At 43.8% G+C, this 25,627-nt stretch carries 25 protein-coding genes and 3 pseudogenes; 13 read left to right on the forward strand and 15 right to left on the reverse strand.

Annotated elements, in window-relative coordinates:
* Window positions 1-317: 317 nt before the first annotated feature.
* Entirely contained in the window at window positions 318-533 is a 216-nt protein-coding gene (locus HWQ38_RS23355; protein ID WP_292798353.1) for a transporter substrate-binding domain-containing protein, read from the reverse strand.
* Window positions 534-876: 343 nt separating this feature from the next.
* On the opposite strand from HWQ38_RS23355, the gene HWQ38_RS23360 reads away from it, so the two are divergent.
* Entirely contained in the window at window positions 877-2,079 is a 1,203-nt protein-coding gene (locus HWQ38_RS23360) for a PLP-dependent aminotransferase family protein (RefSeq protein WP_292798355.1), read from the forward strand.
* Between the two features lie 228 nt (window positions 2,080-2,307).
* Here HWQ38_RS23360 and HWQ38_RS23365 read toward each other — a convergent pair whose 3' ends face one another.
* The 3 genes from HWQ38_RS23365 to HWQ38_RS23375 all read right to left on the reverse strand — a co-directional run bounded on the left by HWQ38_RS23365 (window position 2,308) and on the right by HWQ38_RS23375 (window position 4,583).
* Window positions 2,308-2,931 carry a J domain-containing protein gene (locus HWQ38_RS23365; RefSeq protein ID WP_292798357.1) on the reverse strand — a complete coding sequence of 208 codons (624 nt, stop codon included), beginning with the start codon at window positions 2,929-2,931 and terminating at the stop codon, window positions 2,308-2,310.
* Window positions 2,932-3,191: 260 nt separating this feature from the next.
* Window positions 3,192-3,803 carry an ATP-dependent Clp protease proteolytic subunit gene (locus tag HWQ38_RS23370; RefSeq protein WP_292798359.1) on the reverse strand — a complete coding sequence of 204 codons (612 nt, stop codon included), beginning with the start codon at window positions 3,801-3,803 and terminating at the stop codon, window positions 3,192-3,194.
* A gap of 117 nt (window positions 3,804-3,920) precedes the next feature.
* Window positions 3,921-4,583: an ATP-dependent Clp protease proteolytic subunit gene (locus HWQ38_RS23375; RefSeq protein WP_292798361.1), complete on the reverse strand. Its 663-nt coding sequence runs from the start codon at window positions 4,581-4,583 to the stop codon at window positions 3,921-3,923.
* A 239-nt stretch (window positions 4,584-4,822) separates the two neighbouring features.
* On the opposite strand from HWQ38_RS23375, the gene HWQ38_RS23380 reads away from it, so the two are divergent.
* From HWQ38_RS23380 to HWQ38_RS23415, 8 genes and pseudogenes are all read left to right on the forward strand, one after another.
* On the forward strand, window positions 4,823-6,079 hold the full coding sequence (locus tag HWQ38_RS23380) for a VWA domain-containing protein (RefSeq protein ID WP_292798363.1): 1,257 nt from the start codon (window positions 4,823-4,825) through the stop codon (window positions 6,077-6,079).
* Window positions 6,076-7,356: a VWA domain-containing protein gene (locus tag HWQ38_RS23385; protein WP_292798365.1), complete on the forward strand. Its 1,281-nt coding sequence runs from the start codon at window positions 6,076-6,078 to the stop codon at window positions 7,354-7,356. Before HWQ38_RS23380 ends, HWQ38_RS23385 begins: the two co-directional genes overlap by 4 nt.
* A gap of 97 nt (window positions 7,357-7,453) precedes the next feature.
* Window positions 7,454-7,699 (forward strand): hypothetical protein, encoded by a 246-nt coding sequence (locus HWQ38_RS23390; protein WP_292798366.1) that lies wholly within the window; start codon window positions 7,454-7,456, stop codon window positions 7,697-7,699.
* Window positions 7,692-8,066 carry a type II toxin-antitoxin system RelE/ParE family toxin gene (locus HWQ38_RS23395; protein WP_292798368.1) on the forward strand — a complete coding sequence of 125 codons (375 nt, stop codon included), beginning with the start codon at window positions 7,692-7,694 and terminating at the stop codon, window positions 8,064-8,066. Before HWQ38_RS23390 ends, HWQ38_RS23395 begins: the two co-directional genes overlap by 8 nt.
* Before the next feature lie 324 nt (window positions 8,067-8,390).
* Window positions 8,391-8,595, forward strand: a pseudogene (locus HWQ38_RS23400) (hypothetical protein).
* Window positions 8,595-8,786 (forward strand): annotated as a pseudogene (locus tag HWQ38_RS23405) (hypothetical protein); the annotation flags it as partial. The pseudogenes HWQ38_RS23400 and HWQ38_RS23405, both read left to right, overlap by 1 nt.
* Before the next feature lie 144 nt (window positions 8,787-8,930).
* Window positions 8,931-9,131: a hypothetical protein gene (locus HWQ38_RS23410; protein ID WP_069072488.1), complete on the forward strand. Its 201-nt coding sequence runs from the start codon at window positions 8,931-8,933 to the stop codon at window positions 9,129-9,131.
* Complete coding sequence (locus HWQ38_RS23415; protein ID WP_292798374.1) at window positions 9,122-9,454, forward strand: type II toxin-antitoxin system VapC family toxin; 333 nt, start codon at window positions 9,122-9,124, stop codon at window positions 9,452-9,454. The genes HWQ38_RS23410 and HWQ38_RS23415 overlap by 10 nt, the downstream gene beginning before the upstream one ends.
* A gap of 522 nt (window positions 9,455-9,976) precedes the next feature.
* Here HWQ38_RS23415 and HWQ38_RS23420 read toward each other — a convergent pair.
* Entirely contained in the window at window positions 9,977-10,642 is a 666-nt protein-coding gene (locus HWQ38_RS23420; protein ID WP_292798376.1) for a hypothetical protein, read from the reverse strand.
* Between the two features lie 78 nt (window positions 10,643-10,720).
* Between HWQ38_RS23420 and HWQ38_RS23425 the strand changes: the two genes are divergently transcribed.
* The gene (locus HWQ38_RS23425) at window positions 10,721-10,927 is read left to right on the forward strand and encodes a hypothetical protein (protein WP_292798378.1); all 207 of its coding nucleotides are present in this window, start codon (window positions 10,721-10,723) and stop codon (window positions 10,925-10,927) included.
* A 67-nt stretch (window positions 10,928-10,994) separates the two neighbouring features.
* Here the strand turns inward: HWQ38_RS23425 and HWQ38_RS23430 are convergent, their stop codons facing one another.
* Together HWQ38_RS23430 and murF are read right to left on the reverse strand one after the other, a co-directional pair.
* Window positions 10,995-11,540, reverse strand: coding sequence for a GNAT family N-acetyltransferase (locus tag HWQ38_RS23430; RefSeq protein ID WP_292798380.1), 546 nt, complete (start codon window positions 11,538-11,540; stop codon window positions 10,995-10,997).
* The gene (gene murF / locus HWQ38_RS23435; protein WP_292798382.1) at window positions 11,537-12,892 is read right to left on the reverse strand and encodes a UDP-N-acetylmuramoyl-tripeptide--D-alanyl-D-alanine ligase; all 1,356 of its coding nucleotides are present in this window, start codon (window positions 12,890-12,892) and stop codon (window positions 11,537-11,539) included. The genes HWQ38_RS23430 and murF overlap by 4 nt, the downstream gene beginning before the upstream one ends.
* 209 nt (window positions 12,893-13,101) lie before the next feature.
* On the opposite strand from murF, the gene HWQ38_RS23440 reads away from it, so the two are divergent.
* A complete protein-coding gene (locus HWQ38_RS23440) occupies window positions 13,102-13,236 on the forward strand; it encodes a hypothetical protein (protein ID WP_292798384.1) in 135 nt (44 codons plus the stop codon).
* A gap of 316 nt (window positions 13,237-13,552) precedes the next feature.
* Here HWQ38_RS23440 and HWQ38_RS23445 read toward each other — a convergent pair whose 3' ends face one another.
* Both HWQ38_RS23445 and HWQ38_RS23450 read right to left on the reverse strand, forming a co-directional pair.
* A complete protein-coding gene (locus HWQ38_RS23445; RefSeq protein ID WP_292798386.1) occupies window positions 13,553-13,999 on the reverse strand; it encodes a tellurite resistance TerB family protein in 447 nt (148 codons plus the stop codon).
* Window positions 14,000-14,176: 177 nt separating this feature from the next.
* Entirely contained in the window at window positions 14,177-14,314 is a 138-nt protein-coding gene (locus HWQ38_RS23450) for a hypothetical protein (RefSeq protein ID WP_292798388.1), read from the reverse strand.
* Between the two features lie 182 nt (window positions 14,315-14,496).
* Here HWQ38_RS23450 and HWQ38_RS23455 point away from each other — a divergent pair, with 182 nt between their 5' ends.
* Window positions 14,497-14,631 (forward strand): hypothetical protein, encoded by a 135-nt coding sequence (locus tag HWQ38_RS23455; RefSeq protein ID WP_292798390.1) that lies wholly within the window; start codon window positions 14,497-14,499, stop codon window positions 14,629-14,631.
* A 93-nt stretch (window positions 14,632-14,724) separates the two neighbouring features.
* Here HWQ38_RS23455 and HWQ38_RS23460 read toward each other — a convergent pair whose 3' ends face one another.
* The 6 genes and pseudogenes from HWQ38_RS23460 to HWQ38_RS23485 form a co-directional block, all read right to left on the reverse strand.
* Window positions 14,725-15,645 carry a histone deacetylase gene (locus tag HWQ38_RS23460; protein ID WP_292798392.1) on the reverse strand — a complete coding sequence of 307 codons (921 nt, stop codon included), beginning with the start codon at window positions 15,643-15,645 and terminating at the stop codon, window positions 14,725-14,727.
* A gap of 73 nt (window positions 15,646-15,718) precedes the next feature.
* A complete protein-coding gene (locus HWQ38_RS23465) occupies window positions 15,719-18,355 on the reverse strand; it encodes an EAL domain-containing protein (RefSeq protein ID WP_292798394.1) in 2,637 nt (878 codons plus the stop codon).
* 994 nt (window positions 18,356-19,349) lie between these two features.
* Window positions 19,350-21,134: a ShlB/FhaC/HecB family hemolysin secretion/activation protein gene (locus HWQ38_RS23470; protein WP_292798396.1), complete on the reverse strand. Its 1,785-nt coding sequence runs from the start codon at window positions 21,132-21,134 to the stop codon at window positions 19,350-19,352.
* Between the two features lie 381 nt (window positions 21,135-21,515).
* Complete coding sequence (locus HWQ38_RS23475) at window positions 21,516-21,728, reverse strand: hypothetical protein (protein ID WP_292798398.1); 213 nt, start codon at window positions 21,726-21,728, stop codon at window positions 21,516-21,518.
* Between the two features lie 33 nt (window positions 21,729-21,761).
* Window positions 21,762-22,847 (reverse strand): annotated as a pseudogene (locus tag HWQ38_RS23480) (SWIM zinc finger domain-containing protein); the annotation flags it as partial.
* Window positions 22,848-22,998: 151 nt separating this feature from the next.
* Entirely contained in the window at window positions 22,999-23,496 is a 498-nt protein-coding gene (locus tag HWQ38_RS23485) for a hypothetical protein (RefSeq protein WP_292798400.1), read from the reverse strand.
* Between the two features lie 604 nt (window positions 23,497-24,100).
* Here HWQ38_RS23485 and lpdA point away from each other — a divergent pair.
* Complete coding sequence (lpdA, locus tag HWQ38_RS23490) at window positions 24,101-25,531, forward strand: dihydrolipoyl dehydrogenase (protein ID WP_292798402.1); 1,431 nt, start codon at window positions 24,101-24,103, stop codon at window positions 25,529-25,531.
* The last annotated feature ends 96 nt before the right edge of the window (window positions 25,532-25,627 follow it).

Below are 25,627 nucleotides of genomic sequence, written 5' to 3' on the forward strand. Positions count from 1 at the left end.
TACCTTTTGGTTCCAGCGCATTAAGCCTTATTTCGCTGGTTTATTGTAACGACGATTCAAACGCATCTTCAAGCCGAGGCTTTACTCATGGGTACTTTGCTCGGTGCTTACCGACTTAGGCTGTCAGTAATAACACCTTTTCACCCCGCTTCAGGCTTTGATGGCTAGTCTCAAACCTGGGGGTGATGCTTTCACCGTTGCACCTACGGGGTAGGATTTAAGGGTTCTAGGATACTGGCTCTCACCTACATGGTCATTCAGTTATCAAGGTTCTGTACCTTGAGGCTAATCCTCCAAACCCTAATGGGTCTTAGTTTCTAGCCAACGATTCGCACCATCAAATCAATATCAAAACCTTCCAAGTTCCCGCTAGCCGTTTGGATTTCAAAAGGGACAAAGGTGGGGTCTGTCGCCACCTTGAGAGGTTTAACATCTGAGTTAGTAGTGGGATAGAAACTTTTACAGGCAATCATTAGTAGCAGACAGCCTAAGCCTAGAATTAGCTGCTGCCAATTGAAGTTAATTAATTTCACTCTAGTAATTCCGTTCTATCAGTCAATATTCACGATACTTGTAATGATGTTATAAGAAAGTAGGACTTACGCATCAAGTACGAAATGTAGGGGCAATTCATGAATTGCCCCTACGGTAAATCAAGGCTTTCACTGGCTTTTTGCGTAAGTCCTGGAAAGAATACATTCGTCAAAAACCAGAATTCATAGTGGATTCTGGCTCATGATGAAAGTTTAAGACCCCCACTCTCTTGAAAAGTGACACTCCTGCTTTGCTAACAGATTAGAGGCTTGCTCCGATCTGACTTTTAGCTAATTGCCTTGTTGTGTGTTTTGTGTTTTGACTCTCAATTTTGAACTACTTATGGCTCCTACCACTTCTGCTTACCGAATTAGTGATTTGTTCGCCGAACGAGCTAGAAACCTAGCACCACTAACTTACGGTACAGAGTTAACCAAAATCGCCACTGTGAGCTTTACCTACGGTCTAGCTGACCCAATTTTCTTTCCCCATACTGATTTGGCTGCTGCAAGTGCGGCTGTGCTAGCAGAAGAGGCTCCGATCGCCCTCAATTACGGGCCACCTTCAGATCAACTATATGAGCAAATTATTCTCCGCTTGCAGGCTAAAGGAATCGCTGCCGATCGCGATCGCTTGATCATTGGCTACGGTTCTAGTCAGATTCTCGGCTTGCTACCAGATGTATTTGTCGAACCTGGTGAGGTGGTAATCGTGGAAAGTCCAACCTTCTTGGGAGTAGTTAATAGATTTGTCCAGGCTGGCGCACACCTGATTACTATTCCTGTGGATGAGTTGGGGATGGATGTAGATGCCTTAGAAGTAACATTAAGCGACTTGAAGAAACAGGGCATTCGACCCCGGTTTATTTACACCATCCCGACCTTTCACAATCCTACAGGCTCTACTATGCCGTTATTTCGCCGCCAAAAACTGGTAGCGTTAGCGGCTGAGTATGGCGTCGTAGTGGTGGAAGACGATGCTTACAGCGATTTGCGCTTCCAAGGGGAAACTGTGCCACCCTTGGCAACCCTCGACAAGGATGGGTGGGTATTATATGTGAGTACCTTCTCGAAAATTATTGCGCCTGGTATAAGGTTGGGCTGGGCTTGTGGCGATCCAGCGATTATTGACCGGCTGGCAATGTTCAAAAGTGAGGGGCCTGTGGGGCCATTTATCAGCCATGTGGTCGCTCGCTACTGTGCCACAGGGAAACTAGATAATCACATTCAGCAGCTAATCGCCTGCTACAAGCATAAGTGTAATTTGTTGTTAGAAGCGATCGCTCAAGAGTTTCCCAGTGATATCGTTGCCTTACGACCAGGTGGCGGCTTTTTCGTTTGGTGTAAATTGCCGCCAGACATCAGCGCCAAAGCACTCCTAGCCGAGGCCAGTGAACATGGCGTCAGTTTTCTGCCAGGGACTCGCTGCTACGCCAATGGACAGGGAGATGATGCCATCAGGTTAGCTTTTAGTTTTCAAACAACACAGAAGATTGTTGAGGGAATCGCTACATTAGGAGCAGTGTTGCGCGGATGGCCACGATGATCGTACCAATTTTGGATTTTCGACTTTCCTGCGGAACGCTACGCGTAGCTTGCTTCTCCAAAGGATTACGGTTACGGTTCCATCGAGCAACTTGTGCTGAACGCAGTCGAAGTAAGTCGAGATGCTCAGTCGAACGATTTTGATTGAAGATAATGTGAACTACCACCAAATCAAAAATTATGGCGTGGGGCTTCTGCGCTGTACCCCTATAAATAGTTTGTATAATCCTTAAAAAATTTGTTCCAAGCGTTGGAAATCGCGTTGCACTTCATACCAGAGAGTTTTATTATGGGGGTCTGTTTTCAAAGCTTTTTTGAGATAAATTCTGGCTTTGAGCAGCTGATTTTCGGTAATTAGCGCCTGTCCCCAAATTTGATAAGCGATCGCTAGCCATTGGCGGACTTCTGCATCTGTTGATAAACGAGCTACTAAAGCTTCCGCCAGGGCGATCGCTTGAGGAAATCGCCTTTCTTGCAAAAATCGTTGCAATTGCTCATAAGTCTTCCACTTTAGCCGTTCTTCTATTTCCAATAGATTAGGCGGCTTTAGTTTTCCTAGTTGTTGGCTTGTCACCGTTGTTACTGGTGTTTTCTGCCACTGCGTTGCCTTAGCGTCATCACGCCCAGATGTTGACACCTGGGTTGAATGTTCAGCACTTTCCTCTGGCAGTACTACCGTCAGCAGGAGTTTGTAAGCCTCTGTCAAGGCAATAAACTTATCTTTGGCTTTGTTGTCATCTGGGTTGATATCGGGATGATATTGCTGCGCCAGTCGTCGGTAAGACGCTTTGATGTCGGCAAAAGAGGCTCCCGACCTTAAACCCAATAAACGGTAGCAATCTCCCAGATCCATCTTGAGCTATGAGCTATCGAATATCCAGCTAAAGGCTATCAGCTATTTGCTTCCAGCCTAAACCATTAATAATAAGGGCTAATTTGCTATTTTAAAGTTCAATGTTGACAGTTTGTTTATGGAGGGGAGTTAGGAGAGACGCGATTAATCGCGTCTGTACAGGAGTTAGGAGAGACGCGATTAATCGCGTCTGTACAGGAGTTAGGAGTTAGAATTCTTCCCCTACTTCCTCTTCCGCCCTACTCCCTACTCCCTATTGCCTACTCCCCTACTATTACCGAGCTTCTTTCTTCAATCACACGGTCAATTAAACCGTATTCTTTTGCTTCCTCGGCAGACATGAAAAAGTCGCGATCCATATCTTTTTCAATCTTTGCTATGGTCTGACCTGTTTTATCAGCATAAATCCCATTCAGCTCGTGACGAATCCGCAGAATCTCTTTAGCTTCAATTTCGATATCGCTTGCTTGTCCACGGGTGCCACCTGAAGGCTGGTGAATCATAATCCGTGAGTGAGGTAATGCTAGCCGTTTGCCTTTGGTGCCAGCTGCCAGCAGGAAAGACCCCATTGAAGCCGCTAAACCTACGCAAATAGTCACGACATCTGATTTGATATGTTGCATGGTGTCGAAAATAGCCATGCCAGATGTAACCATCCCACCGGGGGAATTGATGTATATATAAATATCTTTACCTGGATCATCTGAGTCCAGATACAGCATTACAGCGATGATCTGATTGGCAATTTCATCATCAATATCTCGCCCCAAGAATATAATCCGTTCCCGGTAAAGGCGATCGTAGATGCTAATCCAATCTGTATATTGTCCTCCGGGCATCCGGTAAGGAACTTTAGGAACGCCTATAGGCATTTTCGTTACTCCGTTTTTAATAATTTGAGGGCGGTAGGAGAGTTAGGAATGAGCAGTATTAAATAACTCATAACCCTTCGGCAGGCTCAGGGCATCGCTCATAACTCCTAACTGAATTTAGAGGACACTGGCAGGAAGTGGGGGATTTGCGAGTTCTTCTTTCTCAAAAACTCGGTCAATCAGCCCGTATTCTTTCGCTTGGTAGGGTGTCAGATATAACAGCCGATCCATATCTTTAATAATTTTTTCTGGCGGCTGTCCGGTGGTGCGATGCAAGATATCAACTAACGCCCCTTTATTTACCAAAACTTCCCTAGCGCGAATTTGAATATCCGTTGCTTGACCTTGGGCGTAACTTTTGGGTTGGTGCAAAATAATCGAGGAGTGAGGCAAACTAGCGCGGCAACCTTTTGTACCAGCACTGAGAAGCATCGCTGCCATACCCATCGCCGAACCGACGCAGATGGTGTGGATCGGAGGCTTGATATATTTCATCGTGTCAAAGATGGCGAAGGCTTCGGTTTCAAAGCCAATGGGTTCGCCACTGTAACCGGAAGTGCCGGTGGAGTTGATATAGATTTTAATTGGCTTTTCGGGGTCGTCGGACTGCAAAAACAGCAATTCAGCCACGATTAATTCGGTGACAGCAGGCACCAGTGGCATCCCAATATAGACAATTCGCTCCTTCAACAAAAGGGAAGGTAAATCTGGCGGCGGTGTCCGGTAGAAGTTATCGCCGTAATATGGGGCTTGAACAGCCTTGATTGGGGAAGTGTCCATAACAACTGATCGCCTGAAAATATGCCGTTAACTGTAATACATCCTAGCGCGATGCTAGCCTGACTCAAGGTGCGGATTTCTCCCTAATGCTTAAGGCGGCTTAACATCTGCCAATGGTTGGCTTCTAAGATATTCTGATTATATTAATGTATTTGTGTTTGGATAAGTTTTCCGTAGAGCTAAAGTGTTGCTTTGAAGTTATTTTTTAATATGTATATCCGTAATCAGGACTTTGAGTTATGAAGGTTAGTTTGCAGCCTGCCTTGAATGATGGTAATTTGGACGCGAATCAACTGAACAGTCAACGTCAGTTGGGAATTTCGATTTCTGCGATCGCAGAGGCTCTAGACCGGAATGTACCCCTGAATTTATGCTTAATTCTCGATCATAGTGGTTCGATGCACGGGCGATCGCTAGAAACGGTCAAAAAAGCAGCGATTCGTCTGGTAGACAGACTCAACAGTGGCGATCGCCTCAGTATTGTAGTTTTCGATCACCGTGCCAAGGTCTTAGTACCTAGTCAAGTCATCGAAAATCCAGAGAAAATCAAACAGCTAATTAATCACTTATCTGCCGATGGTGGGACTGCGATTGATGAAGGACTACGCTTGGGCATTGAAGAGTTGGCAAAGGCCAAAAAAGATACTGTTTCCCAAGCCTTTCTGTTAACCGATGGGGAAAATGAACACGGTGATAATAATCGCTGTTTGAAATTCGCCGAATTAGCGGCTAGCTATAATTTGACTTTGAACACTTTGGGATTTGGTGACAATTGGAACCAAGATGTTTTAGAAAAAATTGCTGATGCGGGTTTGGGTACTTTATCTTACATTCAAAAAGCCGATCAGGTAGTGGAGGAGTTTAGTCGCCTGTTCAGGCGCATTCAAACAGTGGGATTGACTAATGCTTATCTGTTATTCTCCCTGATGCCCAATGTCCGGTTAGCAGAACTCAAACCGATTGCCCAAGTTTCCCCAGACACAATTGAGTTACCACTGCAACAAGAAGCTGATGGACGTTTCTCTGTGCGGTTGGGAGATTTAATGAAAGATGCAGAACGGGTGATTTTAGCTAATATTTATTTGGGACAATTGCCAACAGGTGAACAAGCGATCGCTAATGTGCAAGTCCGTTACGATGACCCAGCCGCCAACCAGGTAGGTTTATTTACACCAAATATCCCAGTTTATGCCCATGTAGTCAAAAATTATCAAGCAGACCTCAATCCACAGGTGCAACACTCTATTTTAGCATTAGCTAAGTATCGCCAAACTCAGTTAGCCGAGACGAAATTGCAACAGGGCGATCGCACTGGTGCAGCGACGATGTTACAAACAGCTGCTAAAACTGCCCTACAAATGGGAGATCAAGGGGCGGCGACGGTGTTACAAAATTCTGCCACCAGTTTGCAAGCTGGACAAGATTTATCCGAAAGCGATCGCAAGAAAACCCGGATGGTCTCTAAAACAGTTTTGCAAGATACTCCTCCTACATGAAAGTTAAATTGCTATCGGCGTTAAATGACAATAATGTTGATGTGGCTCAAACAAGTAGCCAACGTCAATTAGCAATGACCATTTTTGCCTTGGCTGGTGAGTTTGACCAAAATCTCCCCCTTAATCTCTGCTTGATTTTGGATAAAAGCGGTTCCATGCACGGACAACCAATTAAAACGGTGATTCAGGCAGTGGAAGGATTAATCGATCGGTTAAAAGTAGGCGATCGCATCTCAGTTGTGGCTTTTTCCGGTTCTGCGTCAGTCATTATCCCCAATCAACTGCTCGAAGACCCCGAAAGCATCAAATCTGAAATTAGAAGCAAACTCAGTGCTAGCGGCGGGACTGTAATTGCTGAGGGTTTGGAATTGGGAATTACAGAACTGATGAAGGGGACAAGAGGCGCTGTTTCCCAGGCGTTTCTGCTGACAGATGGACATGGTGATAGCGGTTTGCGAATTTGGAAGTGGGATATTGGGCGAGATGATAACAAGCGCTGTCTTCAACTCGCGCAAAAGGCTGCCAAGCTGAACTTAACTATCAACACTTTTGGATTTGGCAATAGCTGGAATCAGGATTTGCTAGAAAAAATTGCTGATGTCGGTGGTGGGACTTTAGCCCATATTGAACGTCCTGAACAAGCTGTAGATCAGTTTAGCCGCTTGTTTGGGCGGATTCAGTCTATTGGGTTAACTAATGCTTACTTGCTGTTATCTCTAGTGCCTAATGTCCGACTAGCAGAATTGAAACCCATTGCCCAAGTTGCCCCAGACACAATTGAGTTACCAATAGAACCAGAAGTTGATGGTAGCTTTGCTGTACGTTTGGGAGATTTGATGCAGGATGTAGAACGGGTAGTTTTGGCTAACATTTATTTGGGACAATTGCCAGAAGGTGAACAAGCGATCGCGCATCTGCAAATCCGTTATGATGACCCGTTGGTTAACGAACAAGGTTTACTTTCGCCCCTCGTACCAGTGTATGCAGATGTGGTGCAGGCATATCAGCCAGCGTTAAATCCCCAGGTGCAACAATCTATTTTAGCATTAGCGAAGTATCGCCAAACCCAGTTAGCTGAGGCGAAATTGCAACAAGGCGATCGCACTGGCGCAGCTACGATGCTACAAACGGCTGCTAAAACCGCTTTACAAATCGGAGATAAAGGGGCGGCGACAGTGTTGCAAACTTCCGCCACTCGCTTGCAAGCTGGAGAAGAACTTTCCGAAGCAGACCTCAAGAAAACTAGGATTGTATCAAAGACTGTTTTACAGGAGTAGTAACTTTTTTGAATCTCATGCTTATGTCATTTTGCGATCGCTCAAGTAAGACGATGCAAAAATTAAGGCTTGCTGAATATCTTCATCTGGAGTCCCCATGAAAGCAATTAAAGTTATGGCAACCATTGATGAGCATGGGCAACTTACTTTAGATCATCCCTTAATGACTGACAAGAACAGTCGTGTTGAAGTAATTGTCCTGCTCGCAGAAGCAACAGAAATTGATGAAGATGAGCCATCTAAAGAAGTGATTGTAGAAGATTTTCGTCAAGCTTGGCATGAAGCTATGACGGGACAAACGATTCCCGTGGCTCAACTTTGGGAAGGACTGGAAGATGTCTGAGCAATCGTTTATTCAAGTTGAAACCGCGCCAACGTTCAACCGAAATCTACGCACCCTCGCCAAAAAATATCGGAGTATTCGTAATGATATACAACCCGTAATTGAACAACTTGAACGGGGGGAGTTACCTGGAGATCAAATATCTGGGATTGGTTATGCAGTTTTTAAGCTGCGAGTCCGAAATAGCGATGTTCAAAAAGGTAAAAGTGGTGGCTACCGTCTGATTTATTACATTAAAACAGCAATGGGGATCATTCTGCTCACTATTTATAGTAAATCCGAACAAGCTGATATGGCAGCAGATGACATTAGGAGCATTATTACTGAGTATGAACAAAGTGCAGTTGAAGACCAATCAATTTTATAAGCAAATTTCTAATTAAGATTATTTAGGAATTATAGCGGTTCCCCAATGGGTAAGGTACACAAAGAATTAATTAACTGCAAATAAACGATACACCAAAATAAATGCGTGAATTACTTAAATAAATAAGTATATAAGCCAATTTAGTAGGTCAAACCTCTGATGACTTGCGGAAAACACCAAAATGAGTAAGTAAACTGGGGTTTGAGTAAGTTAAAGGTCATATTCAATAAGTCAAATGCCATTTGACTTATTGAATATAAAGTTTTAATAAAGCAATCTGCCTTTTGGCTGATTAAATATAAATTTAAGTTACTTATTTGATTTATGCTGATCCAAAAGATTGTCCAAGAATTGCATGCAAGACATCCCTGAAGACAAACTAGCAGAACTTTATGACCTAATTCACTACTTTCGACTAGGTTTAAGTCAAGAACGTACACAACCCCGCACCCCTGGTTTATTGAAAGGACAACTCGGCGATGCTTTCTTTGAACCACTACCAGAAGATGAACTCCAGCAATGGGAATGATGCAAGAAGGCGATCGCACTGGTGCAGCTACAATGCTACAAACAGCAGCCAAAACCGCTTTACAAATCGGAGATAAAGGTGCAGCGACAGTGTTGCAAACCTCAGCAACTCGCCTGCAAGCTGGGGAAGAACTTTCGGAAGCAGACCTCAAGAAAACTAGGATTGTATCAAAGACCGTTTTACAGGAATAGTAAAAATTCAGGGTTGCTGATTAACGGGATGAAAGTTTCACGACAAGGCGCAAAGCGATAAAAAATATTTTATTCCTCAATTGAGCAACAAAGTAGTTGCATATTGCTAACTTATTGATTAACAACCAGCGAAGAGTTTGACTTATGCTGATCCAGAAGATTGTCCAAGAATTGCAAGACATCCCTGAAGACAAACTAGCAGAAATTTATGACCTAATTCACTACTTTCGGCTAGGTTTAAGTCAAGAACGTACACAACCCCGCACCCCTGGTTTATTGAAAGGACAACTCGGCGATGCTTTCTTTGAACCACTGCCAGAAGATGAACTCCAGCAATGGGAATGAGCTACCTCATCGACACTCATATCCTGCTGTGGTGGCTCTTTGACGACCAAAAACTCCACACTGACTGCCGAGACATCATTCGCAACCCAGATAATCGCATTATTGTCAGTAGTGCTTCTGCTTGGGAAATTGCCACCAAATACCGCATGGGTAAACTACCCGAAGCCAAACAACTTGTTGAGCAATATTCACAGATATTGCATCAGGCTAAATTTATCGAACTTGCGATCGCCACAGCCCATGCCCTCAGAGCAGGAAGCCTACCAACTTTAGCCGATGTTTGTGTGAGTGTTGGCACACCAGCACGCAAGTCAAAGAGATAAGCTATATAGGCAACTCGTGTATGCCATTTCGAGTTAGCACGACCACGCATATTGCTAACGTCGAAGTCACCTTTGAGAACAACTAACATTAGTGGGTTGTCTTGAGGATCATATTCCTCTGTCGGAAAACCAAGGGCCGAAAAATCATTTGTAGTAGGTTTACGAACAACGACTACATTGGGGATTCCGCTTAAAGTTTTAAATCGAGTATGTGTATAATCAAGTGCTACTTGTCCTACCTGCTGCGGTAATGCACTAGTCAAAGAGCGTCGGATAAAGTTGAAACTATTACTTGGCATAGAAGGGGTACTCGCGTTGGGAACCGCATTTTGGCTCTCAGCCATAGCGCTATTAAGTATTAATACCCTATTCAACATTACCATACCTACACCTGCCAACAGGAGACAGAAGATTAACTTAAGTATTTTTTTCATTGTTTTACTTCCTGATTTATATCTTGAACTATCGCATTCAGAAGCTATTGGGGAAACGAACTTGCCAAGAGCCGATACCACCCTGGCACTATGAGACGGCTACTTTTGTTGGTGGCAAGTTTGTATAAGTGCTGGTGTAGCACCATATATACCGATTAGTTGTATAACCTTTAATAAATATATTAGTGTCAAGCGTTACAGGTCCAAGTTGGGTATAATCAGTATCGACTCGACCGCCTGCTTGGACATAGGGTAGCGATTGACTCCAATAAAGATTAGGAGTTCCCAAGGTTCTACAACCATTGTCATCGCAGAATTGACCTCTCCATTTACCACTGCCAACATATGAAGTTTTGAAAGTAAAAAAAGCATCTGCGGTAAGGTTAATACCAGTTGCGACAACTTCTCCTACGTTCCCATTTGCATCTGTCCAAGATACATATGGATGTAAACCACAATCTGTATCACAAGCTTTTGTTGGGCCTACTTCGAGATCGATCCCATTGTATTGACTCACACCAGTTAATCCATTTGCCCAGTGAGGTTCTATAAGCAGTGGATCAAGTGTTGTAATATTCGACTCCGACCCATTATAGCCAGCCGATTCAATATTACGTTCTCCCCAAACCATATAGTTTGCGGAGGCTTTAGTAGCAGAGATGAAAATAAACGATAGCAGGAAGATTAAAGTTAATGATGGTTTACCTATCTGCTTAACTAAATGGGATGTGATAAGTAAAAAACTATAACTCACAGCAAAATTTTATAGCAAGGAACAGGAAATAAGGCTTCTGCCACTAAAATAGAAAAATCATTCACGAGCGTTGTACTTATGGGTAATGAAGTTGAACTACTTAAACACTGGCGAGAACTCACACCCCAAAAGCAACAAAAAGTTTTGGAGTTTGTTGAACAACTTAAATCTGAGTCAGAAACAACACCCCCCGAATCTGATTTTGTGCCACAAACACCTTTAGGCAAAAATTATGGTCAATTCGACAACGAGCGATCGCTGGGTTTAAGTCCCCCGGTTCAATAATCGGCAAGTTTTGGGTCGGAGTCTAAATCCCCGTCACAAAACTTAATTACGAATTACGAATTACGAATTATTTAACGCCTCTCCATTCATGCTCAAGGATGGCATATAGCCAAGAGTCTCGCCATTCTCCCTTAATCCAATGGTGTTCTCGCAAATATCCTTCCTGATGCATTCCAATTTTTTGCATAACTCGTGCTGAGGCAATGTTTTCTGGGTGACAAGTTGCAAAGATGCGATGTAAGCCTAACTCCTCAAAACCAAATGATACAACTGCTTTTACAGCTTCAGTTGCATATCCTTGCCCCCAAAATTCCTTAGTAAAACAGTATCCAATAGAGCCTATTTTGTTACCAGTATCCTTAACAGATATCCGACAGATACCAATTAATTGCTTTTGGGCTTTTAAAGTTACTGCTAAGGCAAAATGCTGACGGGGTTCTTCGCCTTGCAATGAAATCTCTCTTTGCAAAAAATGTTTGCTATCTTCTTCACTATTCGGGCCAAAGGTCAAATAACGCACAACTTCACGATCGCTAGCATATTGATGAACCCCTGGCCAATCTGATTCTACAAAGTCTCGCAGTCTGAGACATTGGGTTTCTAGTGGTATCATTTGGGAAATTCTGCACATAACTGATTAACTACCCGATCTAATCCCACAGAATGCGCGGCTTTGAACAATAAACGATCGCCTGCTTGCACAAATGTCTTCAACCTAGCCACCAAATCAGCATGAGTTGCAAAGCATTCCGATGGGATACCTTCGGCACTAAGAGCGATCGCTTCGGCATCTTGTCCATCTACCAAAACCAACAAGCCGTCTAAATTCAACTTTCGCACTGTTTCTCCCACTCGCTGGTGCAACTGCTGTGATCGCTCTCCTAATTCTTTCATTGCACCCAACACGGCAATCTTCCGCTTTCCGGGTGTGTCTGCCAATAATTGCAACGCTGCGAGCATTGCTTCCGGTGCGGCATTATAAGTTTCATCTAAGATTACCACATCATTGGACAAATTAAATCGCTGCGATCGTCCTGTGGGCATATTTACCATCACACCTGCTTTCAGGCTTGCCCAATCGATTCCCAACACCTTGGCCACCGCTAAAGCTGCTAAGAAATTAGTCGCATTGTGACGGCCAGGTAGAGGTAGAGGCAATTGCATTCCTGCAACTTCCACAGTCTCGTGATCAATTAATTGCCCTTGAATATCCCCACCAGAAAAGCCGTAAGTCAAAACTTCCCCGTGCCAAACTGAAGCCGCCGTAGTAATCAATAGGGGATTGTCGTAGTTGAGAATTGCCACGCTATCAGCAGACATTTCGGCTAATAACTCACATTTTGCCTGAGCGATCGCTTCTTCCGAACCCAGTAACTCAATATGCGCCGTTCCCACATTGGTAATCACTCCAATTGTTGGACGCGCTATTTGCGTCAGTTCGGCAATTTGTCCTCTACCCCGCATCGCCATTTCAATCACGGCGTAGTCATCTTCTGCGCCAAGTTCTAGGAGAGTTTTCGGGACACCGATTTCATTGTTAAAATTTTCATAAGTTTTATGAACTCGTCCCTTTGTCCCTAAAACTGCGGCGATCAATTCTTTGGTTGTAGTTTTGCCCACCGAACCTGTGACGCCAATTACAGGAATGTTAAAGCGATCGCGCCACCATCTGCCAATTTGTTGATATGCCTTCAGGGTATCTTTTACCTGTAATATCGGAAATCCCGGATTTTCGTATTCAAAATCTACAATTGCAGCAATTGCACCCTTTGCGATCGCAGTTGGCACAAATTCATGTCCATCAAACTTATCGCCTCGTAAAGCTAGAAATACTTCACCCGATTTTATAGTACGGCTATCTGTTTGTATACCGCTACTTACTTGTGTTAAAGCAGCTTCAGATAAGTTTATAGTCTGAGCCAAAATAACTTCAACCAGTTGGGTTAGGGTGACAGAACAATGCATAAGTAATTTACAATTTAAAGTTCCAAATTATAAAATCGGATTATGACACAATACTGCATTGAACAACAAGATTTGTGATATCATGTCCGGGCAATTAAGCATAATACCCGCAACCCCAAAGAGCCAAAGCTGCACTTTAGCTCCCCTAATACCATTTCACTAAAACCCTGATACATATAGATTTCGCATAGGGGCACAGAAAAAGCCCATTGGTGTCAACTTCAGCCAAAACCCTTTTAAAACCTCGTTTCCAGCCAGAAGCTGGAAATGCTGCTCGTTGCGGCTCTGCCGCAAGTCTTGAGGCGGAGCCTCAAGGACGAGCATTAAGAGTCGGAGACTCTTAACGAGACAATCTTAAAAGCTGCTTATAGACTGGCTTTCACATTAAGTTGACACGTATGGGTATTGCCGTGCCCCGACTAAGGTATTTGTATCATAATTAAAGTCAAACAGTATAAGAGCCTGCTCTTAGGGGTTGGGGGTGGGGTTCTTTTATTATGTATGGGTAATTTGGCGGACATGATCTGAGTTCTCGAAAAAGTCGGGAATCTCAGTCTAGTCAGAATAACACCAAAAATAGTGCCAAAGGAGTTAGGCTTCTTTGGCACACTTTGTTTATAAGCTATTTGTATAGTTTAATTAGAGATATGTTTTATCGCCCTATCCCCGGTTTTTAATTAAGATTACTTCCACAATTTGGATTGCTATCTCCCTAGAAACCCCTAAAGCTTGACATAAATCATTTAAGAAGTTTTTATCTTCTTGATCTACAATTCCTTCAGCTAAGACTAAATCGGTAGCTACTGCAAAGGCTGCTTCCCGCAAGTCTTGAGATAGAGAATCTTTGGCTGCATTAAATAAAGCATTAAAGCCCTCACCCTGGAGAATGCCCAAGATTTTCTCAAACAGCCTATTCATCATCTCATGGGTATAACTTTTAAAAAGTTCCAGCCGAGATAGCACAGAAATGATAGAATTTGCTTGCTCAACAGAAAGATAACCGTCTGAGGCTGTTGCCATTAAGATAATGACAGCAAAAGCTTCCTCTGGATTGAGTGCTGTTTGGGTTTGGCTTTCACTGCCCAACACAGCGTCGAATAGACCCATTGTAGTAACTCCTTGCTTAGGGTCTCAATAGCGCTACAGTTACCTGTATGTTTGGTAGATTTCCAGGTAAGACTGCAACGCTATGAGACTTTCATGCTTTAGTGTTCCCAAGATTTATTCACAGCGAACACTTGCACCCAATGGTTTTTGGCAATAACTACACTGCCATCTGTAAACTTAGCGTTCTCCTGTCTTTTCTATAGTTTCAATTACCGCCAAACCTATGCCAGAAGCTGCTATTAACAGTACTGCTGATATCAAATAGGCGTTTGTCAGCATTCGTAGGGCTTCATCGAAAAAAATATAGGTGGTCATTGCTTCACCTTGAGAAATTTGTGCTGCTAGTACTTTTTATTTCTCCACACCCCGATAGGTGAATTTCGCTGAGAAACTGCTAGCAATTGCATCTTAACAAAACTTTAGCTCTTTCAGATCCGACTTAAACTTTTTCTTTCTGAAGATTTGATGAACTTGACATCAAAAGGCAGTGAGTACTGATGGCAGAGGGGAAACACTTATTACAACTGCCCTTCTGCTTCCCAGTGCCAGAAACCTTTGCCCATTTGTGTGAACATTTTGTCGGGCAATCAGGTAAACAAGGAAAGCTTAAACAGGACTTACGCAAACAATAGCTGAAAAGAATGATTTTTAGGTAGGGGCAATTCATGTAGCTTTAGCTGACCGCAGGGTATTGCCCCTACGCGTGTAGTTTTGCGTAAGTCCTATTAAAGTAAACAACGTTCAATCGTCGCTACAACTGATTGAGAAAGAGTTTCAAAATCGTAACCACCTTCTAAGCCAAACAGAATTTTCCGAGTTACCCCTAGACAATAATCAGTAAATAAACCGTAGTCTTCTGGCTGCAAATTGATACTTGCCAAAGGATCTGCGGCATTGCCATCATAACCAGCACTCACAATCAGTAAATCTGCCTGAAAGTTAGCTAAAAACGGTATAACCTGTCTTTCAAATAGTGGCTGATATACTGCAATATCACTACCAGGAGGTACAGGTAAATTTAAGACATTATTATGAAAGCCGCGTTCTGTCGATCTTCCAGTACCGGGATAGCATGGATACTGATGTAGGGAACAGTAGGCAATGCGTGCTTCACTTTCAACGATCGCCTGAGTACCATTACCGTGATGCACATCCCAATCAAGGATGGCGACGCGGTAGATTCCGGGTTGTTCTAGGGCAAATAAAGCGGCGATCGCTGCATTAGAAAATAGGCAAAAGCCCATCCCCGCATCACTTTCTGCATGGTGTCCCGGTGGACGCGCCAATACAAAAGCCGGATTAGCCGACTTCAACACAGCCTCAACTCCATCTAACCAAGCACTGACTGCCAACAATGCCACATCATAACTACGCGGGGAAACTGGCGTATCTCCATCCAAAGGGCCGCCGCCACTGGAGGCGATTTGCCAAAGTTTTTTGATATACTCCCGGCTATGCGCTTTCAGCAACACAGACATCAGTGATGGTTGTGATGATGCTGGTGTGGGCTTTTGCCAGACAATTTTATCTGCGAATCTAGCTGCTTTTAGGGCAGTAGCGATCGCCCTTAAGCGTTCTGGTTTTTCGGGATGGTATTTTCCAGTCTTGTGATCTAAAAATTCGTCGGAATAAATGACTGGCAGCATAGGACGGAAAAGTTTGGCAGCAGGACATTCAATGCTATTGTATCCTCACTGGTACAAACAGTTTTTCCTTCTACTAGAGCGTTGGCCGTTTACTTTCGAGGATTTCTGTTGCCAGCTTTGCAGAAACCGGGCGGTAAAATAAAAAGCCCTGTACATCGTCACAGTCGATAGATTTCAAAAACTCCAGTTCTTCTTGTTTTTCTACCCCTTCGGCTGTCAACTTGAATCCCAAGCTGTGTCCCATGCCAACTATGGCCTTGATAATATAAGCTACTTTCACATCCTGCGTCAAATCTTGAATAAAAGACTTATCTATTTTCAGATTGTGGCATGGCAAATGCTGGAGGCGCGACAGCGAGGAATAACCCGTACCAAAGTCATCAATGGAGATGGAAACACCCATTTGCTGTAGATCCTTTAACACCTTCCTGGTAAAATCTAAATCTTCAACGGCTGTGCTTTCGGTAATTTCTAATTCTAAAAAGCGTGGCTCCAGCCCTGTTTGTTCTAAAACTTCCGCTATAGTCTCCAGCAATTTGGGTTGACGGAACTGTTTAAGAGAAAGATTAACAGCGATCGTTATGGGTGGCAATCCGGCATCTTGCCAGGTTTTATTTTGGCTACAGGCTGTCCGCAACACCCATTCACCGATGGGGACAATTAATCCACTTTCTTCAGCGAGGGGAATGAAGACACTGGGTGCAATCAACCCCATCTCTGGGTGCTGCCAACGCAACAGAGCCTCCGTACCAGTAATTTCTTCTGTGGCAATGTTCACACGAGGCTGATAGTACACCGTAAATTCTTTGCGTTCTAGGGCATAGCGCAAGCTCTTTTCTAAACTCAGGAGTTCAGGATTTTTAGCGCTTAGGGAAACACTGTAGAATTGGTAGTTATTCCGCCCTTTGTCCTTGGCGTAATACAAAGCGGCATCTGCGTGCTGGATTAGTGTTTCGGCGTCAGGACTGTTGTTATCAAGCAACGCAATACCGAGGCTGGCAGTCACATAAAGTTCATGCTCTTGGAGATAGAAAGCATCCTCTAAGGCTTGTAAAATTCTGTACGCCACCAGAGTTACTTCTTCAATATCATTGACTCGCGGGAGTAAGATAGTGAACTCATCGCCTCCCCAACGGGCTATAGTGTCTCCGCCTCTGAGTGAGTCATTTAATCTTTGAGCGACGCTTTGTAATAATTGATCTCCCAGAGTGTGCCCCAGAGTGTCATTAATCACCTTGAAACGATCCAGGTCAAGGAAGATTACAGCTAAACTTTCGCCATTCCGAGTGGCATTAGGCACGGTTTTACTGAGCAGCTCATTAAATAGTACGCGATTGGGCAACCCTGTCAGCACGTCATGGAGGGCTTGATAGCGAATCTTTTCTTCTACTAGCTGACGCTGCCGCGTACCAATGATACTAGCGGCCATCGTCAAAAGAGTAGATTCTTCGTGCGTTGACCAATGACGCTCAAAAGTGCAGTCTGCCAAGCCAAGGTATCCCCAAAACTCATTTTCCAAGCGAAAAGGCACCAGAAGAAGGGATTTAATCCCATCTCTAATCAGGAATTCTTGTTCGGTGACAGGAAAATTTTGAGTGAGTCCGTTAATCGACTCGCCGCTAGAGAGAACACTGTACCAACGGGCTAATCCAGAAGCTTCATAAAGCTGATTCTGCCAATGGTGGTGGGTAGATTTAATCGAGGGGTGCGTCCATTCAAACTGGAGGCTGACTGCTATTTCCCCTGTAACAGGATGGGGATGGTTCTGAAAGAGATAGGCACGATCTACCTTGGCAGCTTCGCCCAGTACAGCTAAAGCTCGATGAATACCAGTTTCGTAATTGATTTCCCTGAGCAAATAATTGGCAGCTTCCGCAACTGCTTGTAGTAAGCGATCGCGCTGGCGCAGTTCAGCTGTAGCTTGCTTTTGCTCTGTAATATCCCTAATAATAAAAGTTCTAATTAAATCACTTTCAGGAAGGTAGAGAACGGATTGTTCAAAAACTTCTGCGCCTACTTCCACTTCTCGCACAAAAGATTTTTTTTCTAGATTGTTAACTCCACTCAATAGTCCTGTTAAGATCGGATGTTGCGTCCCAACTTCCCTGAGTTTGGGAAATTTGAGAGTTGCAGCTGGATTAAGATAAGTAACTGTTCCCTCGAAATCCATTTCAACAATTGGATTGGGGATGAGTTCAGGAAAGGATGCTAGGCGAGCTAGGGTGGATTTAGTAGCTGCTTCAAAGTTAGGATCGATAGCTAAGGTTTGAAAAGGATAAGTAGGACTGGCTTGGTCTGATAGGAAACCAGATAAGTCTTCAACATCGCCAGATTCTGAAAAGACTTGTTCAGAAATGTCGGAAACAGCATAATATTTAGCCTGAGCTTTATTACTGCCAAAGGCAATGATATCTCCATTTCTGAGATTATGAGAAAAGCATTTAATGCCATTCACAAATAAGCCATTAGTACTTGCTTTTCCCTTGTAGTTGCCATCAATAATCTGGAAGCCGTATTGGTCAGTCTCTGGAACAGTTACTCGCAATAAAATTGCATGTTGCATTGATACTGACCGGGAAGCCAAGACAATAGTGTTTGCGGGATGCCGCCCCAGAGAATAAGTAGTCTCTTGCAAGAGGACAGTTCGTTCCCCTTCCAGGTCTTGGATGACCAACAGATGGCGTATTTTTTCCCCCTCATTTCCTAGCATTGCTGTTCCTCAAATTATTATATTTTTATGTCTGAGTCGGAAAAATACTACTCCGATAAGTTCCAATACACTTGGTTAAGGCTTGCTCCTCCCTAACCTTTCTTAAAAAGGAGGGAATTAAGTCACCCTTTTTAAGGCTACACTGTACACAAAAGTCCTAAAATCCTTACCTGGGAAGATACGAGCCTTAGTAGGCATGGTTTTGAGTTGAGCCAGGGTATTATCAATAGTACCAGCTTATTGATATAAAACTCAGCCAAATCAAGAATTTGAAAAATAATTTTCTGTTATTTTGCGTCCATTAGATTCCCAACTCAAGTTGTGTGTACACTGTATGGGTTTGACCCCTTTTTAGCTCGATTTTTTCAGATATCAACTATCTATTAGCTTGTTTACTAATTGTCACTTATTTAATGTCATGAAAATGACTAAATGGGGCAAAAGTTAGTAAATAGAACTAATTAAGAGTAATTATCAGCTTTTTATTTACTGTTAATTAACTCTTCATCTATATCATCCAACCTGAGTCTTTATTAGGATACCCAGATTAACAATTCAAAATTCACAATTCAAAATTATTGCATTGAAAAGAGTTTCAGACTCTTATTTAAACCCCGATGGTTCTTGACTTATGCCGAGCGCAGCCGAGGTAGCTTGTCGTACCACTTCGTGGAAGCAAGCTACGCGTAGCGTCCCGCTTTTTAAGGACTGTAGCTTGCTTAGAGCAGGGTAACTGAGAGCAGCGCCTTGCGTATTTTTCCCCCGTTGTGGCGACTGCGGAAACGGAAGAGGAGTCACTCCGCCTGCGAGCTACGTCTAAAGGAAAGGAGAATGGGAGCATCTCAATGAGTGTAAAAAGCCTTGTAAAACCTCACCCCAACCCTTCGACAAGCTCAGGGCATCGCTTATTAAGGAGAGGGAGCAAGAATCTTGTTTCTCATCTGGTATATTTGCTTTCACTGAGATGCTCCCAAGGAGAATAAACCGCTAAATTTTAAAATGGATTATAAAATAAACTAAAATACAGACCGTTTTCTTGTAATGTTCTCTCATTTGAGTTCACAGATATTAAAGGAATGCCCCAGTCAAGACGAACGGTGAAGCGATCGCTCTGTGACCAACGCAACCCCAGACCAACAGCTGCTAAAGTATTATGATCGGGATTCTTTATACCAGAACTATTCCAGCCAACACCAAAATCCACAAAGGGGACAACCTGTAAAATGCTATCTATCTGCGGTAAGCGCAGAATCGGTACTTGAACTTCCGCAGAAACAAAAGTGCCATTATCCGTTAGCAGGTAATCTTGACGGTAGCCGCGAACGCTATCCTGCCCACCTAAGCCAAATTGCTCTAAAGGCAAAAGTGTTCTGGATGCGAGTTGCGTATTTAAACGAAGTAATAGTAAGGTTTCAGGAGCTAAAAGGCGTGCCCACTGCGCTTGCCCTTGCCAAGCAAAAAAACGACTATCGGGAGGATTTTGATTAATCGTCGCATTCAACGCATCTATACCCAAACTGAATTGAGAACGTAGGGCGATGACTTCATGGCTGTTACGACTCGTCCATTCTTGAAAAAATCGCAACGCAGATACCCTAGTGCGTCCCTGTTCATCAGCGCCTAAACCGGGGAAAGGGATTCGCTCTATATCAAGATAAGAGGCTTCACTTTCGCGTCGGGAGGCTGTCAACCCCAAGACGAATTCTTGTGTAGGAGTTTGAACTATGGGCTGGCGAAATGTTAGTTCGTAATAGCGAGAAGCCGATTGGATATCTAAAATGTTGAAAGGAGGTTCAATGACATTACTCGACGTAGTGCCATAGTTGAAAGTGAGGGTTCCGTTCTTGGGATTGAGTGGTAATGTATAGCTGACGTCAAAGGAGTTACTACCATCGGTATTAGTATAACCTAGACCCAGAGAGTCTCCCAGCCCCAATAGGTTGGCTTCATTCAATTGTAATCGACGGCGGAAACTGCCTACACTAGGCGATCGCCCATTATCAAGAACTATTGGGCTACTAAAGGTTTTTGCCTCAGTGATCTTAACTTCTAAGAGATTCACACCAGTCTGCGATCCTGCTGAGAGTTCAGCAGAGACGTTTTGAATCAAAGGATTAAGTTGCAAAAGTTGCAGTGCCTCTAGTAGACGCTGACGATTCAGAGGCGGTGATGTCGCTATTGCTAGTCGGCTGCGGACATAATTCGGATTCAACCGCCGAGTCCCAGTTACCTGGATATCTTCTAATTTACCTTCGACCACCTGAATTTTGACAACACCGGATTGGATTGTTTGCGGTGGAATATACGCACCAGAAGTAATGTAACCATTTTTGAGGTATAGATCAGTGATTTTAGAACGTGCTTGATACACTTCAGCCAGCGAGATCGGCCGTTTGGTAAATTCAGCAGTGGCTTTAGCTAACTCTTCGGGACTGAAAACTGTGCTACCAACAACTTCAAACCGTTCAACAACAATAGTTTGAGGAAAGTTGCCAGGAATTGGTTCCTCTGGTTTGGGAGTTGGGGCAGAGGGGGGAAATAGTTCTGCTGGTGGGGGGAGTGGCTGTGGCAGTTCCGGTGAGGGAAGTGGCGAAGGTACCGGTGGTTGGACATCCTGTGGTGGTGGGAGTTTTTGCGACAAGATGAAATTACTAGTTGGTAATTGTCTAGTATCAATAGCCTGAGCTTTCACTGGACTAAAAGATATGCTGCTGAGTAATAGAAGCATATTCAGAGGTAAGCAGGACACTATAAGATTCTGAGGATATTTATTAATCATCGCACTTGACTATTTTTTGTCAGAAACTATGGAATTATACGGCGACTGCTTCAAATGTGAATCTTACTTCATCTTTTGTCGCTAAAGTTGATATCTGGGGCAAATTTCAATTTACAGCTATTTTTAGGTAAATAGACTCATGCTTTTGGGGCACAGCAATGTTCTATACAACAGATGTGGTTCAAATACATGAAAACTGCTGTAAATGTAATATTTGTTTAGCCAGGGGAGTGTTAATGCAGACTTGAAAGGATCGATGACGTTCGATCTGCATAAGCAAGCAGATATGATGGTTTCGGCTATTGTTTGCGTAAGTCCTGCTAGAGTATTTGGATAAATCAGGATTTTGTGTATGGCGTGATCCAGGTTACACTTATTACTTCAGAAGTTAAGCAAAAACGGTGTTGCTGAATCAAGGGATGATTCTTGTGGGGTGGGCATCTTGCCCGCCCCAAAATACAAGGGACGGGCAAGATGCCCATCCCACAAAACTAGCAAAATCATCCCGCAAATATGCAACGCCACAAAAACATTTAGACAAACAAAGTGTTGCGATCGCAGATTAAGCATTATCGAGTTTATTAAACCTCTCATCAGTTTTTCAAACAATAATCCTTACGTGCCTTCAATTGCTTCTTCCACCCTGCCTAAACGCCCTAGCATTGTGAGATACTGCTGGGTTTGCCCTTCCGCTTCTGCTAAATAGAGGTATTCTTGGTAACGTTCCTGACGTTCGAGAATTTTCAGGCGAATTAGTGCCAAATCATCAGCATAATCTGGAACGTCTTCTTCCCAAGCTCCCCTTTCGGTGATATTACCTTGGAGAACTTGCACCAGTGGCGGATAATCCCAACCTTGGCGTAAAACCTCCATAACTATACCAAAATCAGCATTCCACTCATCTTGCCAAGCTTCTAAATTTATTTGAATATCAACTTTTTCTTCTGGTGTCAGTTCGGCAGTGAGAATTGCTTCACACCAGGCATTGTTTAATTGCCCGACAATTTGATCATTTTCCGCGCCGTATTCTGCAACATCGTCCCAATTTTCCACACAGGTAGAAGTAATTGCTTCCAAAATAGCGATCGCATTTTCACCTTGTCCCCGTTCGCTAAAATCTACCGCAGTTTGCACTACACTTAGCAATTTATCGGCAATCGGAGCTTCTTCGTACCCCTCTTCAAAGTAGCGCACGGTATCCCGGAGAATCTGCCGGACTTGCCCCCGAAAGGGAATCGGATCAATAGTACTGCGGCGCATGAATTTTGTGGTTGTTTGCTTGTCATCTGGATTAGTCATCCAGTTGACATGGCGCTCAATCGTGTCAATTAGTGGTAAATATTCTGTTACCAATTCTTGCAGCAGCCTTTGAGTTTGGATATAATCTAGGCGATTTAGTAGTTGTTCTAGGGTGGGGCGTTGCTGAATATTTTCTGAGTTACGCGCACAGACGAGCATTGTCGCTACAACGTGTTTACACCACCCTTCAAGGTCGTAATCACAGGTACAGCTTACTGAAAACCCACTGCGATCGAAACTCACATTGACATGATCAGGTGTAGCTTGACTGCCTGCAACATCTGCCTGAAGCAGATCACCACGTTGGGCAACAGCATTGACAGCACCAGCCTCATAGTATGCCTCGCCCTGCTGGAAAGATTTGGCGTTAGCATGACGGCGGATAGTAAATTCGCTAATTTGGGGAATAGACATCGAGCGATCGCCTGTGTAAATCCTCTGGATCAATCTTAAATCCAGCTTAGGTGTTAGCCTAAGGTGCTGTAAAGAAATTCCCAGTTATGGGCATTGGAAAATCGGGAATGAAGCATTGTAAATGCGTCAATAATCTCTTCCCCTGCTTCCCCTATCTCTCTAGTTGAGCTTCTGAACTCGGCACTTCAAGCTTAGAACTCGGAACTTCAAGCTTAGAACTCGGAACTTCAAGCTTAGAACTCGGAACTTCAAGCTTAGAACTCGGAACTTCAAGCTTAGAACTCGGAACTTCAGGCTCTGAACTCGGCACTTCAAGCTTAGAACTCGGAACTTCAGGCTCTGAACTCGGCACTTCAAGCTTAGAACTCGGAACTTCAGGCTCTGAACTCGGCACTTCAAGCTTAGAACTCGGAACTTCAGGCTCTGAACTCGGCACTTCAAGCTTAGAACTCGGAACTTCAGGCTCTGAACTCGGCACTTCAAGCTTAGAACTCGGAACTTCAGGCTCTGAACTCGGCACTTCAAGCTTAGAACTCGGAACTTCAGGCTCTGAACTCGGCACTTCAAGCTTAGAACTCGGAACTTCAAGCTTAGAACTCGGAACTTTCAAAATTTTAAAAGAGCAAGTGAAGATTTTGTTTGAAGCCATATAAAATAAAAGCTACATATCCCTAAGGAACCTGGATTAAATAAAATGCAAAACTTCATCCTGTCTCTAGCTTCCCTCTCCTTATAAAGGAGAGGGATTGAGGGTGAGGTAAGCCAGAGACATAAATTGTATGTTAGGGATTTCCAACAAATAAATTATCCAATCTTGTGGGGTGGGCAGCGTTCGACTGAGCGCTCACGCCGAAGTCCTGCCCGCCTTAGGTTATGGCGGGCGAGACGCCCACCCCACAAGAAATTATTGAATGTTTTTTTATTTGGAAGTCCCTTATTTAATTCTTATCCCTAACTCCCTTTAAAGTTAAAAAAAATAACTATCTAGATTTGACTATAATTACCGAAAACATCCATCTTTTCGCCAGAAGTCAGTGAATCATAATTTGAGTTAGCAAAACCCGAACGTTAAATCAGTAAATAGTTATCAGGCGTATGCTAAGAAATTTAAATCAGTTACCAATTTTCACTGATTAGAGATAAGTGTGTACTGGGAACTTAAACCCGGCGACGAAACTGATAACTGTTAAAGGGGTTGCACTGATTGTCGGTCAAGTTGAAAATAAATAGGCGAAGCACACGGGGAAACTAACGTGAGTCAAGGATTTGATTACGATTTAGTCATTATCGGCGCTGGTGTAGGCGGGCATGGTGCCGCCTTACACGCTGTAAGTTGCGGTCTGAAAACAGCGATTATTGAAGCTGCTGATATGGGAGGAACCTGTGTTAATCGGGGTTGTATTCCTTCTAAAGCGCTGCTAGCGGCATCTGGGCGTGTGCGGGAGTTACGCGATGCCCACCATCTCAAGTCACTGGGAATTCAAATTGGTAGCGTGGAATTCGATCGCCAAGCGATCGCAAATCATGCTGATAATCTCGTCTCGAAAATTCAAGGCGACTTAACCAACAGTCTCAAACGTCTAAAAGTCGATATCATCAGAGGTTGGGGAAAAATCGCTGGGGCGCAAAAAGTCTCCATCACCGGAGATGGCGGTGAAAAAACGATCACAGCCAAAGACATCATTCTTTCCCCAGGTTCAATTCCTTTTGTGCCTCCAGGGATTGAAGTAGACGGTAAAACTGTCTTTACCAGCGATCAAGGTGTCAAGTTAGAATCGTTACCTGACTGGATAGCAATTATTGGCAGTGGTTACATCGGCTTGGAATTTTCTGATATTTACTCAGCTTTGGGTTGTGAAATCACCTTGATTGAAGCCCTAGATCAGTTAATGCCAGGATTTGACCGTGATATTGCCAAACTTGCCGAACGGGTGCTAATTACTCCCCGCGATATTGAAACCAAAGTCGGGATATACGCCAAAAAAGTTATCCCAGGTTCACCTGTGGTAATTGAGTTAGCAGATTTCAAAACCAAAGAAGATGTAGATGTCATCGAAGTAGATGCTTGCTTGGTGGCTACTGGACGCATCCCAGCGACCAAAAATCTCGGTTTAGAGTCTGTGGGTGTAGAACTCGATCGGCGGAATTTTATTCCAGTAGACGATCGCATGGCAGTGCTATCAGCAGGTGAAGTGGTGCCGCATTTGTGGGCAATTGGGGATGGTAATGGGAAGATGATGTTAGCACATGCGGCTTCTGCTCAAGGCATCATCGCGGTAGAAAACATAGTTGGGAGGGAAAGAATAGTAGACTATCGCAGCATCCCCGCCGCGGCCTTTACCCACCCGGAAGTCAGTTATGTGGGCTTAACAGAAACCGCCGCTAAAGAGTTGGGACAAACCGAAGGGTTTGAAATCGCCACAAGTAAGAGTTACTTCAAAGGAAATTCCAAAGCCTTGGCAGAAAATGAAGCTGATGGGATTGCCAAGGTGATATATCGCAAAGACACCGGAGAAGTTTTAGGCGTTCACATTTTCGGATTGCATGCCTCAGACTTAATTCATGAAGCGTCAGCTGCGATCGCAAACCGTCAATCTGTGCAAAACTTGGCACATCTAGTTCACGCCCACCCGACACTTTCGGAAGTATTGGACGAAGCTTATAAACGAGCGATCGCAATTTAGTCATTGGGGAATGGGGCATGGGGTATGGGGCATAGGTTATTCCCAATGCCCAATGCCCAATGCCCAATGCCCAATGCCCAATGCCCAATGCCCAAT

It is taken from the genome of Nostoc sp. NMS7 (genome assembly GCF_017115085.1).
Taxonomy (GTDB): domain Bacteria; phylum Cyanobacteriota; class Cyanobacteriia; order Cyanobacteriales; family Nostocaceae; genus Nostoc.

Excerpts from the sequence above, each read along its gene's own strand:
- HWQ38_RS23360 (WP_292798355.1), top strand. The coding sequence starts at position 877 with ATGGCTCCTACCACTTCTGCTTACCGAATTAGTGATTTGTTCGCCGAA.
- HWQ38_RS23365 (WP_292798357.1), bottom strand. The coding sequence starts at position 2,931 with ATGGATCTGGGAGATTGCTACCGTTTATTGGGTTTAAGGTCGGGAGCC.
- HWQ38_RS23370 (WP_292798359.1), bottom strand. The coding sequence starts at position 3,803 with ATGCCTATAGGCGTTCCTAAAGTTCCTTACCGGATGCCCGGAGGACAA.
- HWQ38_RS23375 (WP_292798361.1), bottom strand. The coding sequence starts at position 4,583 with ATGGACACTTCCCCAATCAAGGCTGTTCAAGCCCCATATTACGGCGAT.
- HWQ38_RS23380 (WP_292798363.1), top strand. The coding sequence starts at position 4,823 with ATGAAGGTTAGTTTGCAGCCTGCCTTGAATGATGGTAATTTGGACGCG.
- HWQ38_RS23385 (WP_292798365.1), top strand. The coding sequence starts at position 6,076 with ATGAAAGTTAAATTGCTATCGGCGTTAAATGACAATAATGTTGATGTG.
- HWQ38_RS23390 (WP_292798366.1), top strand. The coding sequence starts at position 7,454 with ATGAAAGCAATTAAAGTTATGGCAACCATTGATGAGCATGGGCAACTT.
- HWQ38_RS23395 (WP_292798368.1), top strand. The coding sequence starts at position 7,692 with ATGTCTGAGCAATCGTTTATTCAAGTTGAAACCGCGCCAACGTTCAAC.
- HWQ38_RS23410 (WP_069072488.1), top strand. The coding sequence starts at position 8,931 with ATGCTGATCCAGAAGATTGTCCAAGAATTGCAAGACATCCCTGAAGAC.
- HWQ38_RS23415 (WP_292798374.1), top strand. The coding sequence starts at position 9,122 with ATGGGAATGAGCTACCTCATCGACACTCATATCCTGCTGTGGTGGCTC.
- HWQ38_RS23425 (WP_292798378.1), top strand. The coding sequence starts at position 10,721 with ATGGGTAATGAAGTTGAACTACTTAAACACTGGCGAGAACTCACACCC.
- HWQ38_RS23430 (WP_292798380.1), bottom strand. The coding sequence starts at position 11,540 with ATGATACCACTAGAAACCCAATGTCTCAGACTGCGAGACTTTGTAGAA.
- murF (WP_292798382.1), bottom strand. The coding sequence starts at position 12,892 with ATGCATTGTTCTGTCACCCTAACCCAACTGGTTGAAGTTATTTTGGCT.
- HWQ38_RS23445 (WP_292798386.1), bottom strand. The coding sequence starts at position 13,999 with ATGGGTCTATTCGACGCTGTGTTGGGCAGTGAAAGCCAAACCCAAACA.
- HWQ38_RS23450 (WP_292798388.1), bottom strand. The coding sequence starts at position 14,314 with ATGACCACCTATATTTTTTTCGATGAAGCCCTACGAATGCTGACAAAC.
- HWQ38_RS23455 (WP_292798390.1), top strand. The coding sequence starts at position 14,497 with ATGGCAGAGGGGAAACACTTATTACAACTGCCCTTCTGCTTCCCAGTG.
- HWQ38_RS23460 (WP_292798392.1), bottom strand. The coding sequence starts at position 15,645 with ATGCTGCCAGTCATTTATTCCGACGAATTTTTAGATCACAAGACTGGA.
- HWQ38_RS23465 (WP_292798394.1), bottom strand. The coding sequence starts at position 18,355 with ATGCTAGGAAATGAGGGGGAAAAAATACGCCATCTGTTGGTCATCCAA.
- HWQ38_RS23470 (WP_292798396.1), bottom strand. The coding sequence starts at position 21,134 with ATGATTAATAAATATCCTCAGAATCTTATAGTGTCCTGCTTACCTCTG.
- HWQ38_RS23475 (WP_292798398.1), bottom strand. The coding sequence starts at position 21,728 with ATGAGAGGTTTAATAAACTCGATAATGCTTAATCTGCGATCGCAACAC.
- HWQ38_RS23485 (WP_292798400.1), bottom strand. The coding sequence starts at position 23,496 with ATGGCTTCAAACAAAATCTTCACTTGCTCTTTTAAAATTTTGAAAGTT.